This is a genomic window from Pseudomonas helvetica (assembly GCF_039908645.1).
In the GTDB taxonomy this organism is placed as follows: Bacteria; Pseudomonadota; Gammaproteobacteria; order Pseudomonadales; family Pseudomonadaceae; genus Aquipseudomonas; species Aquipseudomonas helvetica.
This window is the reverse complement of record NZ_CP150917.1, coordinates 163,694-181,729: the sequence shown is the minus strand read 5'-3', so window position 1 is coordinate 181,729 and position 18,036 is coordinate 163,694. Positions and strand designations below refer to the sequence as shown.

At 61.4% G+C, this 18,036-nt stretch carries 14 protein-coding genes and 1 pseudogene; 5 read left to right on the top strand and 10 right to left on the bottom strand.

Annotated elements, in window-relative coordinates:
- Nucleotides 1-27: 27 nt before the first annotated feature.
- A complete protein-coding gene (locus tag AABM55_RS00760) occupies nt 28-873 on the bottom strand; it encodes a sulfotransferase (RefSeq protein ID WP_103319940.1) in 846 nt (281 codons plus the stop codon).
- Nucleotides 874-1,158: 285 nt separating this feature from the next.
- Nucleotides 1,159-2,751, bottom strand: coding sequence for a glycosyltransferase family 39 protein (locus AABM55_RS00755; protein WP_347928554.1), 1,593 nt, complete (start codon nt 2,749-2,751; stop codon nt 1,159-1,161).
- Nucleotides 2,752-2,923: 172 nt separating this feature from the next.
- On the opposite strand from AABM55_RS00755, the gene AABM55_RS00750 reads away from it, so the two are divergent.
- Nucleotides 2,924-3,544 carry a phage tail protein gene (locus tag AABM55_RS00750; protein ID WP_054595009.1) on the top strand — a complete coding sequence of 207 codons (621 nt, stop codon included), beginning with the start codon at nt 2,924-2,926 and terminating at the stop codon, nt 3,542-3,544.
- 52 nt (nt 3,545-3,596) lie between these two features.
- Nucleotides 3,597-3,908: a hypothetical protein gene (locus AABM55_RS00745; protein WP_054595008.1), complete on the top strand. Its 312-nt coding sequence runs from the start codon at nt 3,597-3,599 to the stop codon at nt 3,906-3,908.
- Here the strand turns inward: AABM55_RS00745 and AABM55_RS00740 are convergent.
- From AABM55_RS00740 to AABM55_RS00725, 4 genes are read right to left on the bottom strand one after another with little or no spacing between them, the layout of a single operon-like run.
- A complete protein-coding gene (locus AABM55_RS00740; protein WP_347928553.1) occupies nt 3,901-4,416 on the bottom strand; it encodes a GNAT family N-acetyltransferase in 516 nt (171 codons plus the stop codon). The genes AABM55_RS00745 and AABM55_RS00740 overlap by 8 nt on opposite strands.
- A gap of 16 nt (nt 4,417-4,432) precedes the next feature.
- Nucleotides 4,433-6,529 carry a biotin/lipoyl-binding protein gene (locus tag AABM55_RS00735; RefSeq protein ID WP_347928552.1) on the bottom strand — a complete coding sequence of 699 codons (2,097 nt, stop codon included), beginning with the start codon at nt 6,527-6,529 and terminating at the stop codon, nt 4,433-4,435.
- Complete coding sequence (locus tag AABM55_RS00730) at nt 6,530-7,849, bottom strand: HlyD family efflux transporter periplasmic adaptor subunit (RefSeq protein ID WP_347928551.1); 1,320 nt, start codon at nt 7,847-7,849, stop codon at nt 6,530-6,532.
- Complete coding sequence (locus tag AABM55_RS00725; protein ID WP_347928550.1) at nt 7,846-8,628, bottom strand: efflux RND transporter periplasmic adaptor subunit; 783 nt, start codon at nt 8,626-8,628, stop codon at nt 7,846-7,848. Before AABM55_RS00725 ends, AABM55_RS00730 begins: the two co-directional genes overlap by 4 nt.
- Nucleotides 8,629-8,791: 163 nt before the next feature.
- On the opposite strand from AABM55_RS00725, the gene AABM55_RS00720 reads away from it, so the two are divergent.
- From AABM55_RS00720 to AABM55_RS00710, 3 genes and pseudogenes are all read left to right on the top strand, one after another.
- A complete protein-coding gene (locus tag AABM55_RS00720; RefSeq protein ID WP_347928549.1) occupies nt 8,792-10,960 on the top strand; it encodes an outer membrane assembly lipoprotein YfiO in 2,169 nt (722 codons plus the stop codon).
- Nucleotides 10,961-10,975: 15 nt separating this feature from the next.
- Nucleotides 10,976-11,680, top strand: a pseudogene (locus AABM55_RS00715) (DUF3142 domain-containing protein); the annotation flags it as partial.
- Nucleotides 11,681-11,960: 280 nt separating this feature from the next.
- Nucleotides 11,961-12,650, top strand: a complete 690-nt coding sequence (locus AABM55_RS00710) for an NYN domain-containing protein (RefSeq protein ID WP_054595001.1) — start codon at nt 11,961-11,963, stop codon at nt 12,648-12,650.
- An 18-nt stretch (nt 12,651-12,668) separates the two neighbouring features.
- On the opposite strand, the gene AABM55_RS00705 is transcribed toward AABM55_RS00710, so the two are convergent.
- The 4 genes from AABM55_RS00705 to AABM55_RS00690 all read right to left on the bottom strand — a co-directional run bounded on the left by AABM55_RS00705 (nt 12,669) and on the right by AABM55_RS00690 (nt 17,971).
- The gene (locus AABM55_RS00705; RefSeq protein ID WP_347928548.1) at nt 12,669-14,276 is read right to left on the bottom strand and encodes an efflux transporter outer membrane subunit; all 1,608 of its coding nucleotides are present in this window, start codon (nt 14,274-14,276) and stop codon (nt 12,669-12,671) included.
- Complete coding sequence (locus AABM55_RS00700; RefSeq protein WP_347928547.1) at nt 14,273-15,343, bottom strand: HlyD family secretion protein; 1,071 nt, start codon at nt 15,341-15,343, stop codon at nt 14,273-14,275. Before AABM55_RS00700 ends, AABM55_RS00705 begins: the two co-directional genes overlap by 4 nt.
- A gap of 25 nt (nt 15,344-15,368) precedes the next feature.
- Nucleotides 15,369-16,907, bottom strand: coding sequence for an MFS transporter (locus AABM55_RS00695; RefSeq protein ID WP_347928546.1), 1,539 nt, complete (start codon nt 16,905-16,907; stop codon nt 15,369-15,371).
- A 143-nt stretch (nt 16,908-17,050) separates the two neighbouring features.
- On the bottom strand, nt 17,051-17,971 hold the full coding sequence (locus AABM55_RS00690) for a LysR family transcriptional regulator (protein WP_054594998.1): 921 nt from the start codon (nt 17,969-17,971) through the stop codon (nt 17,051-17,053).
- Between the last annotated feature and the right edge of the window lie 65 nt (nt 17,972-18,036).

The following is an 18,036-nucleotide window of genomic DNA, read 5'->3' as shown; positions in this document are numbered from 1 at the left end:
ATTACCGCGCAAATAAAAACGCCGCAATCAACTGATAGCGGCGTCGGCTTTCATGCGAATAACGTTGGCGGCGCTGGCTGAGCCATCGTGCCAAAAGGACAATTCTGCGTATTTGTCGAACAGGTCCGGCGGCAGGATCGTGCGCCGAGGCTCCAGTGCGACCGAGCGCTTGACCTTGTGCAGCCCCGATACCCCGAGTGCCTGGTCGAATTCCGGCGCATCGTAGGCGAGGTTGTTGAAATCGTGCTCGAACCAGGGTTCGCCAATGAAATCGTAGATCAACCGCATGACCCGGTCAGGCGCCTGGCTCAGCAAGTCGTAATCGACGATCAGCAGCGAGTCGGCGTTTTCGCCGTAATAAGCCTCTTTCAGCGCGGTCCAGGCAAAACCCACCAGACGATTGCGCTGGGCCAGGGTTTCACAACGACTGTAAACGGTATGGCGCTCGATTTCGTCATTGAACAGCTTGGTGTTCTCGAACGGATTGGCGCGGTACAGACGCTCAAGGCTGTCCATCACCCAGGCGACATTGCGCACACAGGCAATGGTTTTGGCCTCGGGAAACAGTTCCCGTAGCGCAGGCTGACGCGAGCACCATTGGCGATTGGTATCGAAGATAACGGGAGTATCTGCCTGATCGGCATAGAAGGAGTCGAACAGACCGCGCAATAGACGACGGCGTAGCGGAGTGTCGATCACCGCGCCAAATTCGCTGCCGGCACTGCATTGCTCCAGGACGCTGGTGAACAGCGAGCCGACGGGGCTGGTCATGCCGGCATGGAAACGCGGGTTCTGCAACAGAATTGCAGAAAGCAGGGTCGAGCCCGAGCGCGGCAAGCCGGAGATAAAGTGGAATTTCTGCAATCCCTTCACCGTAGTCGTCAGTCCTTTGTAGGACAAAGCGTAGCCTACGATTTTGGATCCGACTAGTGGGCTTTTGATATCAAATCGGAGCAAAAACCTTGTAGAAGGTGTGGTTGTAACGAATGCGGACAGAGTGAAACGTTTAAGCTGATCGAGTACGGTCTTCAGCTGCAACGCGCTTCTGTAGGAGCGGGGGAGCGCCTAGCTCTTGCCCGCGATGGGTGCGCCGCGATACTTAAGACATACCGCGTCATCGTTCATCGCGGGCAAGCCTTGCTCCTACGGATTTACAGGTTATTTTTTTGGGCTGTTGATGACAAACAACCGCGCCCGCGCATTCCCGGCGACTTTTTCGCTGATCTTCTGCCAATCGGCGGGCAACGGTGCGAACTCATCAGGTTGGTCAGCGGTGCTGAACAACCACACACGGTGCGCTTCGGCTGGCAGATCGGTGAGCCGATCGAGGTAAATCTTGTCGGCGGCTTCCTCTACCAGCGTACCGAAACCGTAGGCATTCGGGCGACTGGACGCGCCATTGGCCAAGGGCGGAGTAAAGAGCCGCGGCTGGACGACAGTGCGATCGTAATAGACGTACGGCATGTACCAGAGCAGATCGCTGATGACGACCTGATCACCCGGCTCGTAATGCTGATTGATGAACTCCACCGTCACATTGAGCTGGTCATTTGGATCGACCGTCGCGTTGTTTTTCAGGCCCACCCCTTCAATACCGATAAACAGCATGAGAAATGCCAGGGCCAGCACCCGAGCCCCTTTTTTCAGGCCATCGACGCTCAGGGCCATGATCAATGGCAGCCCCAGCGCGTAGGCCGTCACGTAGCGCTCGATAAACACCGGCGAAATGAACGACACCAGGAAAACCAGCACCAGCGGCACCACCGCGTAAATCGCCAGCAAGGCGCTCCAACGGTAGACGCTACGATCACGCAGTACCGTCAGCACGATCACACCCAGCAACAGCACCGGCAGTGCGAAAAACACCGACCTGGGCAGGAAGTCATCATCGCTCTGGATCATGAAGGTCCAGACCATGGACGGCAAAGAGCTAAGAGTGACCGGATCTTCCCAGCCCACATCGCCGCTGGCCTTGAGTTCCGGCATATGCTGAACCAGGCTCAGCAACTGCGGGACCCACGGCAGAAACAGCAGCACGATCGCCGCATTGGTCAGCCACCAGCCCGGGCGGTTGATGTGCCGCAACCGCTCGCCTGGCTGCACCCGCAGCACCAGCAGGTACAACCAATGGGCAATCACGCACAGGGCCGTGAAGTAGTGGGTGTAAAACCCGGCGGCCATCAGCACTGCATAGATCACCAGATACCGTGCACGCTGGGGCTGTTTGACCCAATACACCAGTGCAATGGTCGCGCCGAGCAGCAACACGCCCAGCAGCGAATACATCCGCACTTCCTGGCTGTAACGCACCGCCGAGGGGAATAGCGCCAGCAACAACCCGGCCAGCAACGCCGCCCGCGGGTTGGCGATCAACCGTACCAGCCAGACGCCCATAGCCACCGTGGCGATCCCCGGCAGCGCACTCAAGCCGCGAATCGAGAGCATGCTGTCGCCAAACAGTTCGATCCAGCCATGCAACACCATGAAGTAGAGCGGTGGATGCACATCACGGGCCGCGTGGAACCAGATCCCGGCCAGATCGTACTGGCTCATCAGCAGGCTGGAGCCTTCATCGCCCCAAATCGCCGCGGCTGTCAGGTCGTAAAACCGCACGAACGCCGCCAACAGCAAAATTGGCCAGATCCCGTAATCGGTCAGCCATTGAAACAGACGCGCCGAGGCCGCCAGCCGAGTGCGCGCAGCACACGCATCAGGCTTGCCGGCAAGCTCTGTTTCTCTTCGGTATTCCATCTGTCCCCCTGGGTGATTGATAAGGCCCTATAAGGCTTGGACCTCGAATTGGGTGTGGATGCTGCCCCATTCCCTGCACGCACGCAATGTAGCGGCCTTCGTCTTTGCGGCTACGCTGATCGGTGGTCGGCGGACACGCCGGCCTCCTCCAAAAAACACAGGGATAACAACCATGGAAGTGTTTACCGGAACCATCCAGACCTTCGCTTTCAACTACCCTCCCAGCGGCTGGGCGTTGTGCAACGGGCAGACCATGCAAGTCGGCCAGTTCCAGGCGCTGTTCGCCTTGCTCGGCACCAATTACGGCGGCAACGGCACGACAAACTTCATGCTGCCGGACCTGCGCGGTCGCCTGCCTTTGTGTCAGGGGTTGGGCTTGAACCTCACTCCACGGGTGATCGGCACCGCCTCCGGCGCCGAAAAAACCTCTGCCACGGTGAGCAACCTGCCCATTCACACACCCACGGCGACCGCCGTCGGCACTCCTAACCTGACGGCCAGCACCACCGTCAACCTGGCCAGTGTCGCTGCCACCCCCGCGAGCGTGCCCTCAACGACCAATGCCTTTATCGGTGCCTCCAGCGGCGGCCCGGGCACGGCCAATATTTACTCCACCGCACAGGGCACTGCGCCCGTGCCGCTGCAAGGTGTCAGCACCTCCGTTGGCGGCACCGTCAACGTCGCCGTCTCCGTAGCGCCCATCGGCGGTGGCGTGCCCATGGACACGATGAACCCGTTCCTGGTACTGAACTTCAGCATGTGCCTCAACGGTCTTTTCCCGTCTCGCAACTGAACATGCCGCCGGGGCCCAAGGCCCCGGCTCTTTACTTTTCTGGAGCCAGGCCATGCAGCAACAGGTCAACAGCGATCATTTTCGACAGCTATTGGAAACACCCACCAGGCTGTACCTGGAGGATGGCAGCGAACTGTCGGTGATCATCGAATTGGTAGAAGACGTACCAAAGGCACGCTTGTCAGAGGGCAGCCGAATGCCTTTTGGCGTGACCTTGAGCAGCCCGGACCTCACTTCGTTCGTCGATGGACTCTGTGCGATCGACTTGCCTGGGCTGGGCCGCATCGAAGGCATATTCGTATCGCGCACCCTGGCGCTGGGGCGCGACGCAAGCCGGGCGTATTTCTACATCACCTTCAACTGACCAGAATCTGCGGCTGGCCGGGATACCAGACCAGGCGTTCAGCCGCGACACTTTGCTCCTCGACCTGAAACCCCAGCGCCAGATAATGCTGGCGCGCATGGGGGTTACTGGCCCAGACCACCGTGCTCACCGGGCAGCGCACCTGTTCGGCGGCTTTTTGCACGCCTTGCAGCACCGTACGGCCATAGCCCTTGCCGCGGGCCGACGGAATGAACGCCAGGTACAGGACACGAATTTCGTTGCTGCCAAACTCGGCGCTCAAGGCGCCAATCGGGGTGTCGAGTTTCTCGACCACATAATGCATCGCGTTGGGGAAGCGCTCCCCGGTGCCCTGCTCCTGCACCCGAAACTGCTGGGCGATGACTTCCTCGACCAGCTCGCGTTCGCCGTCGATCCATTGCAGATCGGGGCGCGCCGCATGATAGAGGCTTTCCAGAAACGGCCCATCGGTTGCCCGTGAAGGGCGCACCACCAGACCGTCTGCGGCATTCGCATTGTTGTTCAGCATCGTGATGCTCCTTGCGCTAAAAACCACTCTCCCTCACGCCCAACGCCGCCAATCGGCGCCAGGCGGTGCCCAGCAATGATTCACTGCGACCCTGCAACACCACCACGCCGCGCAATGGCTGCACCGGGGTGACAATGCCGTCGAGCACCTTGAGCCGCACCGCGTATTGCGCTTGCACAGGCTCGGCGCGCTGGCTCTGATCGCGGCGCACGGCAATCGGCCCGTGGTGGTCGGAGGTCAGCGCTTCCTGATCGACAACCGCCGCGCCATTGGTGTCGATTTCAGTCAACTCGACCGCCACCGCCGGGTGCATCGGGTCCTCGGCGATAAACCGTCCCGTCGCACCGGGTGCAACCCGCCACAGCTCCGCTTCGGCCAGATAACCGCGCAGCCGCGCGCCCTCTTCGACAACCCGGGCCAGCGTCTCCTTGGGTGACAACCAGCGGCCAACAGCCAGTTGCGGCAGCAGATCGCGCACCTGACCGGCCTGGGGCGCCCGCAGCAGCAGGCGCTCGCGCTGCGCCGCCAAACCGCGATATTCGGCCACCGCCTCTGCCAGCCGCTGTTCGACGATGCCGGCATCGGCGGCGGTTTCGCTGCGTCCGGCCTGACGGCGCATCTGCAATTGCTGAATCTCGATTTCCCGGCGTGCGATGGCCTGACGCGAATCCAGGTCCGGCGACTCCAGCTCAATCAACACATCGCCCTGGGCGACGATTTGCCCGTCGCGGACATTCAACTGCTTGACCCGTGCCGCCACCGGCGCATGCAAGGCACTGACCCGGCCAGCCTCGAGCATGCTCGGCAATTCCACCGCGCTGCGCCATGGCAGCACCAGCACGGCAATCACCGCCAGCAATCCCAAACCACTGAGCAACGCCCGCGGTGCATGGGCCTGTTCGCGGCGGCTCCACCATTCGCGCCATTCACGCGCAATTGGCAGGAAGATGAACCACACCAACTCGACCATCATCAGGAAGATCCCCAACAATTTGAAGAACAGGTGATACACCGCCAGCGCAATCCCGAAAAACAGCACCGCGCGCCACAGCCACGAGCCGTATCCCCACCACAGCAAACGCCGCTGCATCGACGGCGACCAAGGCTCCGGTGCCGGCGCGCCGTAACCGAACAGCGCCTCGCGCAATCGCCAACGACACAAGGCAAATGCCCGGCCCTGAAGGTTGTCCACTTCCCAGAAGTCGCTGAGCAAAAAATAACCATCGAAGCGCATGAACGGGTTCAGGTTGACCGCAAGCGTAGTGAGCCAGGTCGCGCTGGCGAGCATGAACGCCGCCGTCCGCGCCGGCCCGTCCGGCAACAGCGACCAGGCGAGCAAGGCGATACACGCCAGCAGCAACTCGGCGAGCACCCCGCCCGCGCCGATCAGCAACCGCGCGCGCCGATCATTGACCCGCCAGGCGTCACTGACGTCGGTGTAAAACATCGGCAGCAGCACCATGAACGCCACCCCCATGCTCTGCACCCGACAACCGGCGCGCTTGGCCATGAAGGCGTGGCCGAACTCATGACAGAGCTTGGCAAAGAACAACGCCACCCCGAACGCCAACGCACCGCCAAGACTGAACAAGTGCGGGAAGGTCGCGATAAAGCGCTGCCAGTCCCGCGATACCAGAAATACCCCCAGACCCAGGGTCAGCGGCAAACCATAACGCAGTGCTCCAGGACCAAAACGCGCGAGCCATGGCCAGGCACGATTGAGGAAAGCGTCGGGGCGCCACAGTGGAATCCGGAAGAACAGGTATTGATGCAGCAAGATCTGCCAGACACTCTGACGTTGCGCCGCGGCCTTGAGGCCATAACTGTCGCGCTGTTGCGGGTCGAGGGCGGAAATCAGGTCGTGGGCGCGCAGAAAACTCAGCAACTGCTCAAGCTCCGTGACGTCCAGCGGCAAGCCCGGTTCGCGATTGGCGGCGCGCAGCACTTGCTCGGGATCGCCCAACGACCAATGACGCAGCAAGCGCATGGCCGCGGCACCGAGCTTGAAGTAGCGCCCACGCAGCGGGTCGGCCAAGGTCCAGCGCGGTGATCCGTCCAGCGCCGGGGCGGCCATCTGCAACTGTAAATCGGCACGCAGGCTGGGCAATGTCATCTAGAGACCCACACTTTGGCGCAAGCCGGCCAGCGGCTTGCGCAACAGGTACAGCGCCAGCGGCGCGCGATCGCCGAAGATTTTCGCCGTACCGCGCAAGCCGATACGCGGCGGCGCGGCCTCGAAACTGGCATCGAGCCGATACGCCAACTGGCCGCCGGCCGTCGGTTGCGCTTCATAGGCCGAGCGTTCGAGTCTGGCCAAATGCCGTTGCAACGGATCGCTGTCGAGAAACAGCGCCACCTGCGCGCCCGACTCCAGTGCAATCGCATCACCCACCGCCAGTTCGATGCGCAACTCCGCCTGGCTCGGGTCGGCGATTTCCATCAGCCGCTCGCCGGTCTGCACCGGTTTGCCGGTCCAGCGTTCGGCGTCGGCGAACACCGCAATGCCATCGCGCTCGGCACGCACTTCACTGCGTTTGAGCAGTTCATGGGCGTAATCGCGTTCGGCACGCTTCTGCTCGACCCGTGCGGCCAGCAAATCAATTTTCGAACTCGACTCGGCGTCGGCAAAGGCGCGCTGGGCGTTGGCCTTGAGCTCGGCTTCTGCCACACCCAAGGCCCGATCGGCGACATCCGCCTGGGCTTTGAGTGTGGTGCCTTCGAAACGCAGCAACAGGTCGCCGGTCTTCACGCTTTGGTTGGGTTTGACCAGGAACTCGGCGATTACCCCATCCAACGGTGCCGCCACCACCCGACCGCCGAGCGGCACGACTTCGGCCGGCGCCAGCACCGACTGGCGTACCGGAATCAACAAGCCCAGCACCAGCACCGCCGCCAAGGCGACCTGACGTTTGCGGGTCCAGCGCAAGCGCCACGGTTGACGCGGTTGCAGCGCCAGCCAGGCGTGACTGTAGGTGTCACCGAGTTGCGACAACAGCACTTGCTCGGACGGATTCCACGGTACATCGCGAGCCAGCCACACACCGCCGAATACCTGGCCCTGGCGATCAATCAGCGGCAGCCAGAACACCTGTGCGGCAGAAAGACTTTGCCAGTCGGCCTGAATCGGGCCGCTTAACGCAGAGGCCGGTATAACCCGCGCCTGCTTCACCAGCTCGAGCTTGAACAACTGCGCCACCGCTTGCTCGACGAACGCTACAAACGGCGCATTCGGTTCCACGGCACTGACACCGGTGATCGCCCGCACCTTGCCGGCGATCAACAGCGCCGCGTGACGAAAGCCGAACAAGGATTGACCGTCATTGGCCAGGCTGTAAGCCAGTTGGTCGGCAGTGCGCGCGGCGCGAGTCTGGCGCTCCAGCTCCAGAAAGCGCGCGAAGACCTGCTCGGCGCCACCCGTGACGGGCGCGTTCATTTGAGCTCCGCGAAGCGCGCCGTGCCGCTCATCCCGGCCAGTAAGCCACTGGCGTTGGGCACCGTTGCGACCAGCAGCAAGGTCTGGCTGCCTTCGTCGATTCGCGCGCCGAGGCGTTTGACCGTGGCGGCGATGGGCTGGCCGGTTTCATCGGGAACGAAGCTGAAGGTCTGTCCGGGCTTGAGTTTGCCCATCCAGCGCGAGGGCACCAGCAGGTGGATTTCCAGGCTACGGTTGTCGACGATGTCCAACAGCGGCGCACCGGCGGCGACGCTTTCATAACGCTGAACCTTGCGTGCGACGACCTGGCCGTCAAACGGCGCGACGACGCTGCAGCGTTTGACCTGAACCTGATACACCTGAGATTGCGCCTGGGTTTCGCTGAGTTTGGCTTCGGCTCGCGCCACTTCAAAACGCCCAACCGAGTTCAACGAAGCGAGTTGTTTGTTGTGCGCCAACTCTTCGCCGGCACCCCGGCTGGCGGCCTGTGCGGCGTTGAGCTGCGCCTGAAAGGCCGAGCAATCGAAACGCGCCAGGGTGTCACCCTTCTTAAAGGACTCGCCTTCACTGAACGGCAACTCGACAATTCTGCCGGGCAGTTCACTGGCAAGCACCGCTTGATCGCGAGCACGCAACACACCGCGGGCTTCGCTGCTGGTTGTGGCATGACTGCCTGTGCTGGTGCTTTCCAGGAGCGGATCGTCTGGCACGGGCGTTTGCGCCTGTGATACGCCTGCCAGCCCGATCAAACCTAACGCCAAACCACGAAAACGCCGCATAGCCATGTCTCCCTGACAGATGGTCGGAGTCTAAGACAGCTTCGACCAGCGTCAAGCAATTAGCCATCACTGCCCGAAATTGCGGCTCGGCACTGCAAATTCGAGATCAGCGCGCGGTATGATCACGGCCTCGATTTCAGCGTTTGCGGATTAAGGACAATTCATGCGTATCGGTCTTCTGTCGCCCCTCGCTCTGACACTTGCCACAACCTGCGCACTCCCGGCCCACGCCAGCTACGATCAGGACGCCTGCACGCCTGAACTGTCGCTCGGCGGTGACGGACGCTGCAACAATGTGGCTTTCCTCAACCCTGGCAACGACAGCCGCGCCAATTTGCGCTTGCTGCTCTCCGATCAAGGCGCGCTAGCGCTGAACCCGGCGCCATTGAGTGATTTTGACCGCGAGGCCGGCTACGGCCCGGTGCCGTTCGACCTCGGACGTCTCGACTCACCGTCAGCTCCTGCACCTACACCTCCCCCTGAATCAGCCCCGGTTTCAGTGCTCGATGAGCCCCTGCGCCAACTCGGCATCAGCCACGAAGCCTCGACCATTGCCGGCAATCAGTTCATCGAAGGCGAAGGCAGCCGCTGCCGCAGCAACAGTGAAGAGAGCGCCGCCGCGTTCCTCGCGCAACTGCTGAAAACCACTCAATTGCCCGCCGAAGAACGCCAAAGCCTGGCGCAAAGCCGCCTCCAGATGCTCGCCGCATGCAGTTGGGAAGCCGATCAACTGAACAGCCTGCTGCCCGCCTCAATCACCTCGGAACCGGGTAAAGCCTTCCTCACGTACCTGCGCGGCGCAGCGCAGTTCTATGGCGGCCAGTTCGCCGAGGCCACGCAAACCTTCGCCAGCCTGAACAACAGCGAACAGCCTTGGCTCAAGGAAACCGCGCTGTACATGGCCGCGCGCATTGCGCTCAACGCGGCCCAGCAAAACGCTTTCGACGAGATGGGCCTGCCGACGCTCGAACATGTGGATAACGCGAACCTGCAATTGGCCGAAACCGGCTTCGACAACTATCTGAAAACTTATCCACAGGGCGAGTACAGCGCGTCGGCCAAAGGCCTGATCCGCCGCGTGCACTGGCTGGCCGGCGAAGATCAGAAACTCGCCGATGACTACGCTTGGCAACTCACCCAGGCCACTGACGCCCAGCGCAACAAAACCCTGCCGGAACTGGTGGAAGAGGTCGACAGCAAACTGCTGACCCAGCCGGATAACGGTATTCAGGCGCCGCTGCTGCTGGTGGTCAAAGACTTGCTGAGCATCGGCACCTACCAGACGCCTTTCAACCTCAAGACGCTGCAAGCGCAGAAAGCCTCGTTTGCCCAGCAACCAGCACTCTACGACTACCTGCAAGCTGCGGTGCTGGTGTACCTCGAGAAAAATCCCGAGCAGGCACTGAACGTCCTCCCGGGCAGCGTCCCGGACAAACTCGATTACCTGGCCTTCAGCCAACAGATGCTGCGTGGCATTGCCCTGCATGAGCAGCACAAATGGCCGGAAGCCGAAGCGCTGTGGCTGGAGTTGCTGGGCAAAGTCAAACAGCCGTTGCAGCGCGAGCAGGTCGAACTGGCGCTGGCCTTCAACTACGAACTCAGCCAGCGGCTCGGCAAAGTGTTCGCCGTCGACTCACCGATCAAGACACCTGCCGTGCGTTATCGCCTGCAACGGCTAGTGGCCGACGCCCCACTGCTGCGTCAGCAATTCAGCCAGGGCGCAGACGCCACCGAGCGCAACAGCGCGCTGTTCGTGCTGCTCTACAAAGAGTTGCTGCGCAGTCAGTACGCCGAGTTTGCCGAAGACTTCAAACGACTGCCGGCCGAGCCGTCGACGGACAAACTCGGTGTGAGCATTGGCTATTTCTACAGCACCGGCCAACCGCTGACGATGTTCCGCTGGCAGGGCGACAAGGCTGAATCGGGTTACCACTGCCCGAGCATCGCCGAGGTTGCCGCGGCCCTTCAGGCGGACGGCAAGAACCCCAAAGGCCTGAACTGCCTGGGTGAGTTCATCCTGCGCAATGGCCTCGACAGTTCACCGCTGGAAGCCAAACCCAACAAGTCCGAACTCGGTGCCACAGGATCGGCGTTCAAAGACGAGATCTACTCCCGGCACGAAGGTTATCGCCAGGTCATCGACAACGCCAAAGCGCCGAAGGAAGACCGCGCTTACGCTCTGTTCCGCGCCATCAACTGCTATGCGCCCTCGGGCAATAACAGCTGCGGCGGCAAGGATGTCGAACCCGCTGTGCGCAAGGCCTGGTTCCGCCAGCTGAAAAGCGGTTTTGCCGATACTCAATGGGGCAAGTCGCTGCAGTATTACTGGTAAGCCATGAGAGATTTCCTCAAAGGCCTGGCGCTGCTCGCACTGCTGGTCAGCGCCCCGTCCTTTGCGGCCGTCGACGCCGGCGAGTACGACGCCTTTTGGCTGTGGAGCGGGGTCAGCACGCAACCGGTGCTGGCCCAGGCGAAAACCCTGTACGTCCTGCAAGGGCAAATCAGCGAATCACGCCGCACGCCACAGCGCGGCGTGCGCTTCATTGCCCAAGGCATCGCCATCCCGCGCCTGACCCAGGGCGAAGTCTGGGTGACCTACCGCGCCCACACCCTGCGCTGGCCGGAGCCGGTCTATCAGCAATTGCTGGGGCAGGTGCAGCGCTGGCAACAGGCGGGTAACCCGGTGGTCGGCATCCAGATCGACTTCGATGCCCGCACCCGTTACCTCGACGAATACGTCAGCTTCCTCAAAGACCTGCGCCAACGCCTGCCCGCCCAGTATCGCCTGAGCATCACCGGCCTGATGGACTGGAGCAGCCACGCCGATCCGCAGGTGATCGGCCAACTCAAAGGCGTGGTCGACGAAGTGGTAGTACAAACCTACCAGGGCCGCCACAGCATCCCCAACTACGCCGCCTACCTGCCAAGGCTGAACAGGCTCGGCCTGCCGTTCAAGGTCGGGCTGATTCAGGGCGGCGAATGGGAGGAGCCGGGGTATTTGAAGGACAACGAGTGGTTTCGCGGGTATGTGGTGTTTTTGCAGAATCGGTAGGCAGGCTATATGACGCAAACGCAACCGTAATATGGGCTCATAAAACCAAGCTCGCCATGACTTGACGCCAATGGCCTGCTAGGGCAAAAACAACCACCGCGGGTGCTGGAGCGTCGGCCATCCCTGCATGATCTCTTTGTTAGGTTGCAGTTGACGTCAGTGTCAACTCGACTTAGCATCGGCCCCACTACTCAACCCCGTACGCAGTGATTCAGTTCGCTGGCAGTTGGGGTGAAAAAACCGGCTTCGGCCGGTTTTTTCGTTTTCAGGGATTGGAATTGTGCGCACAGCGTTCTTCGTCGACGGTTACAACCTTTTCTATGGCCTGCTCGCGGGTACGCCCTACAAGTGGCTGGACTTGTCGAAACTACTGGCCCATATCGCTTACGTAGAAAACCCGGCCAGCACGTTGGCATCCGTCGATTATTTCACCTCGTCTGTCAAACCTGAGCTTGCGACCCGCGGCCGAGTATCAAAGGAAGCCCAAGACTCCTATGTCCGAGCGCTGAAAGCCAGTGATGTCCGTGTCCACTATGGCCGACATCAGCTCGAGCCCGCCAAGGCCCCACGCTTCATTGATAAAAAAACCGGAGCGTCGCGTCAGGACAAAGTCGACATCTGGAAGCTCGAAGAGAAAGAAACAGACGTACATATCGCAATCAGCATGTACCGCATTGCAGCCAGACAAGCCCTCATCAGCGAGACAGATCGCATCGAACAACTGATATTGGTCTCTGGTGATACCGACATGACACCGGCCTTGAGAGCCATTCGAGAAGACTTCCCTGAAATGACCGTAGGAATCGTTCTACCTCACAGACCTGAGTTCAAGCGTGCCGCTCCAGGTTCTCTAAAAGAATTCTCACACTGGATGCGACGGGTCATCACTGCGCAGGAGCTAGAGACTCATCAGTTTCCCTCTCGAGTCCCTACACGCAAAGCACCTGCAATCAAACCCGAGTACTGGTGACGGCACGCTTCAGTCTCATCACTCCCTCACGTTCTGAGCCAACGGATACACCGACTCCCACCCACCTCCCAGCGCCTTGTACAACCCCACCATCGCCAGCGACACGCCGGTCGAGCTTTCCACAAGTTGTTCCTGGGTCGCCAGCAGCGCGCCCTGTACGGTCAGGACGTTGACGAAATCGACCACGCCTTCGACGTATTGCTGTTGCGCGGTGTGCAGGGCGATCTGGTTTTGGCGCACGGCTTCGGCAAGGCTGTCGCGGCGTAGCTGGCTGGCGTTGAAGCTCGTCAACTGATCGTCGATTTCATGCCAGGCCCGCAGCACGGTTTTCTGGTAGGCCAGCGCCGCGTCCTGTTGCTGCGCCTCGCGCAAATTGAGCATACCGCGCAAGCGACCACCATCGAACAGCGGCAGGTTGAACTGCGGGCCGATGCCGAATTGACGCGAACCCCAGGAACCAAAATCACTCAATTGCATGGCCTGCGAACCGAGGTTTCCAGACAGTGTGATGCGCGGATAAAAATCGCCCTTGGCCACACCGATGCTGGCGGTGGTGGCATGCAGTCGAGCCTCGGCCTGGCGAATGTCCGGGCGCCGCTCGGCCAGTTGCGACGGCAGGCCGATCGCGACTTGACGCGGGGTTTGCGGCACCGGGGCGTCCTTCGACAGCTCGGCTTGCAGCGCTTGCGGCCGTTCTCCCATCAACAGGCTCAAGGCGTTGATCAACTGCGCCTGACGCTGCTCAAGCGCGGGCAGGCGCGCTTCGATGGTTGCCACCTGAGCGGCGGCTTCGGCGACATCCAGATCGGTGGCCACACCATCGGCCAGACGCAACTGCGACAACTTCAGGCTGTGCCGCGCGACCTCGAGGTTTTGCTCGGTGACAACCCGGGTGCTTTGCACGCCGCGTAGTTGAATGTAGTCCTGTGCGGTTTCCGCCAACACTGAGAGCAGCACACCCCGGCGATCATTCTCTGCCACTTCCAGAGTCGCGTCGGCGGCTTCGGCTTCGCGCCGCACACGCCCCCAGAAATCCAGCTCCCAGGAGGCTGAGAATCCGCCATCCCAGAGGTTGAACGCCGAGCGGCCGTTGTTGCCGGACGGGTCCATCAAGCCTTGCGCGCTGTTGCGTTTGTGTCCGTAGCTGCCGGTTGCGGCGGTGGTGGGATACTGCTCGGCGGTGATCACCTGGCGAGCCGCGCGGCTTTGCTGCAAGCGGCTGCTGGCAAGTTGCAGGTCGAGATTACCGGTCAATGCACGGCGGCTGAGCGCCGACAGCTGCGGGTCATGAAAGACCTCCCACCAGCGTTCGTTCATTTCGGCCGTCACCGCTTGGCTGGCAGCGGCTTTTTGTGGTTTTGACCATTCTTCGATCTGCGGTGCTTGCGGTCGCACAAAGTCCGGGCCGACGGTGCAGGCCGCCAGCGAAAACAAACCCAGCACAACAATCACTGACTGGCCAAGGCCTTTGTGGCGAGCGAGCTTGCTCCCGCCCGAGTGCGTAGTGCTCGCAAAAAAGCTGTCGCGGTGTACCAAAGGAAACGCGGCGGCAGGTTTTGGGGACGCTTCGCGGCCCAACGGGAGCAAGCCTCCTCGCCACAGAAATAGGTGTTTACCAGTGCTCATCGCTGGGTCACCTCACGCGCACTGGCCTTTGGTCCGACGGTGTCGATACTCGCTTCCACCGACATCCCCACCCGCAAACGCTCTGCCAGCGGTTGGCCGGGATCGAGGACGATCTTCACCGGAATTCGCTGCACGACTTTGGTGAAGTTACCGGTGGCGTTGTCAGGTTTCACGGCAGCGAAGGTCACGCCGGTAGCTGGTGCGACACTCTCGACCCGACCGGTCAAGGTTTCACCACCGAGGCTATCGACGCGCACTTCCACGTTTTGCCCAGACTGTACGTCAGAGAGTTGGGTTTCCTGGAAGTTACCGACCACATACGCTCGCGCCAGCGGCACCACGGCGAGAATCTTGCTGCCCGGCGTGACATAGGCACCGACCCGTACCGCACGCTCGCCGACCATGCCATCCACCGGCGCCACGATGCGCGTATAGGACAGCTCGAAACTGGCCATTTCCAGCGCTGCATGGGCGCGCTTCAACCCTCCTTCGGCCGCATCACGCTGGGCCGTGAGGATTTCCACCTGCTTGCGTTCTGCCGCCAGCACTGCGGTGGCATTGGCCAGTCGTGCGCCAGCCTGGTCGATGCGGGTGCGCGCTTGCTGGGCGTTTTGCACCGTGCCGGCGCCGACTCCGGCAAGGTGGTTGTAGCGGTTCAGTTCATGTTCGGCGAAAGCCATTTCTGCTTTCGCGGCCACCACCGTGGCCTGCGCCTGAGCGATCACCGACGCCTGGCGTTCGAGGGTTGCCCGAGCGTTTTGCAGCTGTGCCTTGGCCACCAGGGTTTCAGCATCCGCGGCTTGCGCTGCGGCGCGCAGATCCCGGTCATCGATCAGCGCCAGCAACTGCCCGGCCTTGACCTGCTGGTTGTCTTCGACCAGCACTTCCTTGATAAACCCGGCCACGCGCGGCGCGACCAGCGTGAAGTCGGCAGCGATAAACGCGTCGTTGGTGGTCTGTTGAGGTTTGTTGCCGAACACGCCCGGCGCCAACAGGTAAACCAGCACGCCAGCCGCCAACACCGCGACGGCTGCGCCGGTGAATTTGGATTTCATAGGGATCGTCATAAAAACCTTCTGTTTCAGTAAGCGTTCACGTCGGCGCGCGCGGCGGATAGATCCGCGTCGGCAGCCAGAAAATCAGCAGGATCAGCGCCAGCGCGATCCCGGCCATACACAGGTACAAGTCTGACGAGGTCAGCACCACCGCTTGCTGGTGCAACCGATGCGCGAGACCCGCGCTGTTGCTGTCGGCCAGCGGTGAATTGCCGAGGTTGTCGACCAGCACCGTTGAGTGGAAATGCAGGCGAACCGTGGTCAGCGCATCCAGCACACCAGTGGCGATCACCGCCGCGAGGCCTTTTACGGTGTTGAACCAAGCCGACGCAAACGGCCCCTCCTGCGGACTGATGCTGCCGGTCGCGAGCATCAACAACGGCAGCACCGCCATCGGCTGGCCGAAAATCTGCAGCAATTGCAGCCCGTAGAAGTCATCGCGAATCCACGCCGACGTCAGCTGCGAACCGCCGATGCAGGACAGCGCCAACAGGCTCAAGCCGATGCCCAGTACCCAACGGCAATCGACCCAGCGCAAGTTGCACAGCGCCGCCACCAGCGGCAGCGCAATCAGTTGCGGGACGGCCATCAGCAGCATTACCGGGGCGGTCTGAATCGGCCGATAGCCTTGAACCTGCGCCAGGTAACTCGACGGGATGATGATCACCGCCAGCAACACCACCAGCACCCCGGCCAACGTCAACAGGGCGAATGACAGGTTGCGGATGCCGAGCATCTGCAATTTGAAGAACGGCACCGGTTGCGACCATTCGTTGACCAGAAACAGCACCAGCAACAACAGCCCGCCACCGAGCAGCCAACCGATCAGGCTCGACTCGAACCAGTCCAGGCGATTGCCCTGCAAGATCCCGATCACCAGCATGCAGATAGCCGGGAAGCCCAGCAGCAGGCCACGCCAGTTGAACTGTTTCAGGCGCTCCAGACGCAGCGGATCCTGTGGCAATCCATACGCCACTGCGACCATCGCCAGCAGGCTCGGCGCAATGATTTGCCAGAAGGTCCAGCGCCAACTCAGGTACTCCGTCCACAAACCCGCCAGCGGCGTGCCCAGTCCGGGGCCGAACGTCGCCGTCAGGGCATAGCCGGCCAGCCCATAGAGTTTCAGGTTGGCCGGCAAAAACCGCAGGGCGACGGTCATCAACATCGGCGGCAACGCCCCACCCGCCAGGCCTTGCAAGGTGCGCATCAGCAGCAGGCTTTCATAGTTCGGCGCGAAGGGACTCAGCACACCGAGTACAGTGAACAGGCTGATAGCGCACAGGGTGAAACGCCGCAGTGAAAAGGTCACCGAACACCAGGGCGCAAACGCCATCGCCGCCACGGAGGTCGCGGTGTAGCTGGCGACGAGCCAGGTGCCTTCGTCGTAACCAATGGCCAAGGCACCGCGAATGTCAGCCAGGGCGAGCTTGGTTACCATGTCGTTCAGGCCCGACACCAGCACCGCTAACAACACACCGACCAGACCGATGATGATGCGTGGACCGAAGATCGGTGGGATACCGACGGAAGATTTGCTGGCCGCTTCGAGTGTTGCGGGGACAGCGAGGGAGGTCATGTTCAGTACAGCTCCGGATTACAGGAATACCGGGGCAGTTTATGAACGCAGACAGCTGACGAAAACTGACTTATCGACAGGTTATAAGTGCGCCAGACACACGAATAGCGAGGCTCCCTCGCCACAAAAGTAGTCTGCTGCTGTCAGGACGGCTGCGCCGCCAGCCATGTCTCATCACAACTGGCTTTCAAGGTTTCGCGCAGCCAGCGGTGGGCCGGGTCCTTGTCGTAACGCGGGTGCCAGGCCTGTGTCAGCATCAAGGTTGGCAGCGGGATCGGCAAAGTAAAGGAGCTCAGCCGCAACCCAAGTCGGGCCACGCTGAGCAATGCCTCTTTGGGAACCGGCAGAATCAGATCGGAGTCTGGCAGCACGAACATCGCCGCGTGAAAGCTGGGAGCGATCAAGGCCACGCGACGCTCCAGCCCCAAACCGTTGAGCGCCGTATCGATCGGCCCTCGGGCAATACCGCGACGAGACATGGAAATGTGCGAAAACCCGGCGAAACGCTCTGCAGTGATTTCGCCTTCAAGCAGTGGGTGACCTTCACGTACCAGACCGACAAAATGCGTGGCAAACAGATTCTGGACCTTAACTTCCGGCGTTCGCGGGCGCGTGTTGCTGACCATCAGATCAATCCGCCCTTCGCGCAGCGCCTCATCGTCACCATCGCCCAGCGGCACAAAGCGCAACTCGCAATGCGGTGCCTGACGGTTCAGCGTGTCGATCAACCGGCCGCCGTAGACCCCGATGAAAAAGTCGTTGGCGCGCACGTTGAAACGTCGGCGTAGGGTGCGCAAATCCACCTTGTCCGCCGAACGAAAGAGCATCGCCGCCTGTTCCACTACATCGCGTACCTGGCTGCGCAACTCCAGCGCCTTGGGCGTCGGCACCAACCCGCGACCGGCACGTACCAGAATCGGATCACCGAGCGCTTCGCGAACGCGGGTCAGGGTCCGGCTCATCGCCGCCGGGCTGAGGTTCATCCGCCGCGCCGCGCCTACCACACTGCCCTCGTCGAGCAAGGCGTCGAGGGCGACCAACAGGTTCATGTCCGGGAGTTGCATGCTGAGCACTCATCGCTGATCAGAATTGATTCAGGCGCAATCCTAGCAAACATCCCTATCACCAC

What these genes read in the sequence shown, in the direction of transcription:
- AABM55_RS00745 (WP_054595008.1), top strand. Translation starts at nt 3,597, where the DNA reads ATGCAGCAACAGGTCAACAGCGATCATTTTCGACAGCTATTGGAAACA.
- AABM55_RS00690 (WP_054594998.1), bottom strand. Translation starts at nt 17,971, where the DNA reads ATGCAACTCCCGGACATGAACCTGTTGGTCGCCCTCGACGCCTTGCTC.
- AABM55_RS00725 (WP_347928550.1), bottom strand. Translation starts at nt 8,628, where the DNA reads ATGCGGCGTTTTCGTGGTTTGGCGTTAGGTTTGATCGGGCTGGCAGGC.
- AABM55_RS00755 (WP_347928554.1), bottom strand. Translation starts at nt 2,751, where the DNA reads ATGGAATACCGAAGAGAAACAGAGCTTGCCGGCAAGCCTGATGCGTGT.
- AABM55_RS00735 (WP_347928552.1), bottom strand. Translation starts at nt 6,529, where the DNA reads ATGACATTGCCCAGCCTGCGTGCCGATTTACAGTTGCAGATGGCCGCC.
- AABM55_RS00705 (WP_347928548.1), bottom strand. Translation starts at nt 14,276, where the DNA reads ATGAGCACTGGTAAACACCTATTTCTGTGGCGAGGAGGCTTGCTCCCG.
- AABM55_RS00730 (WP_347928551.1), bottom strand. Translation starts at nt 7,849, where the DNA reads ATGAACGCGCCCGTCACGGGTGGCGCCGAGCAGGTCTTCGCGCGCTTT.
- AABM55_RS00700 (WP_347928547.1), bottom strand. Translation starts at nt 15,343, where the DNA reads ATGACGATCCCTATGAAATCCAAATTCACCGGCGCAGCCGTCGCGGTG.
- AABM55_RS00720 (WP_347928549.1), top strand. Translation starts at nt 8,792, where the DNA reads ATGCGTATCGGTCTTCTGTCGCCCCTCGCTCTGACACTTGCCACAACC.
- AABM55_RS00750 (WP_054595009.1), top strand. Translation starts at nt 2,924, where the DNA reads ATGGAAGTGTTTACCGGAACCATCCAGACCTTCGCTTTCAACTACCCT.
- AABM55_RS00695 (WP_347928546.1), bottom strand. Translation starts at nt 16,907, where the DNA reads ATGACCTCCCTCGCTGTCCCCGCAACACTCGAAGCGGCCAGCAAATCT.
- AABM55_RS00740 (WP_347928553.1), bottom strand. Translation starts at nt 4,416, where the DNA reads ATGCTGAACAACAATGCGAATGCCGCAGACGGTCTGGTGGTGCGCCCT.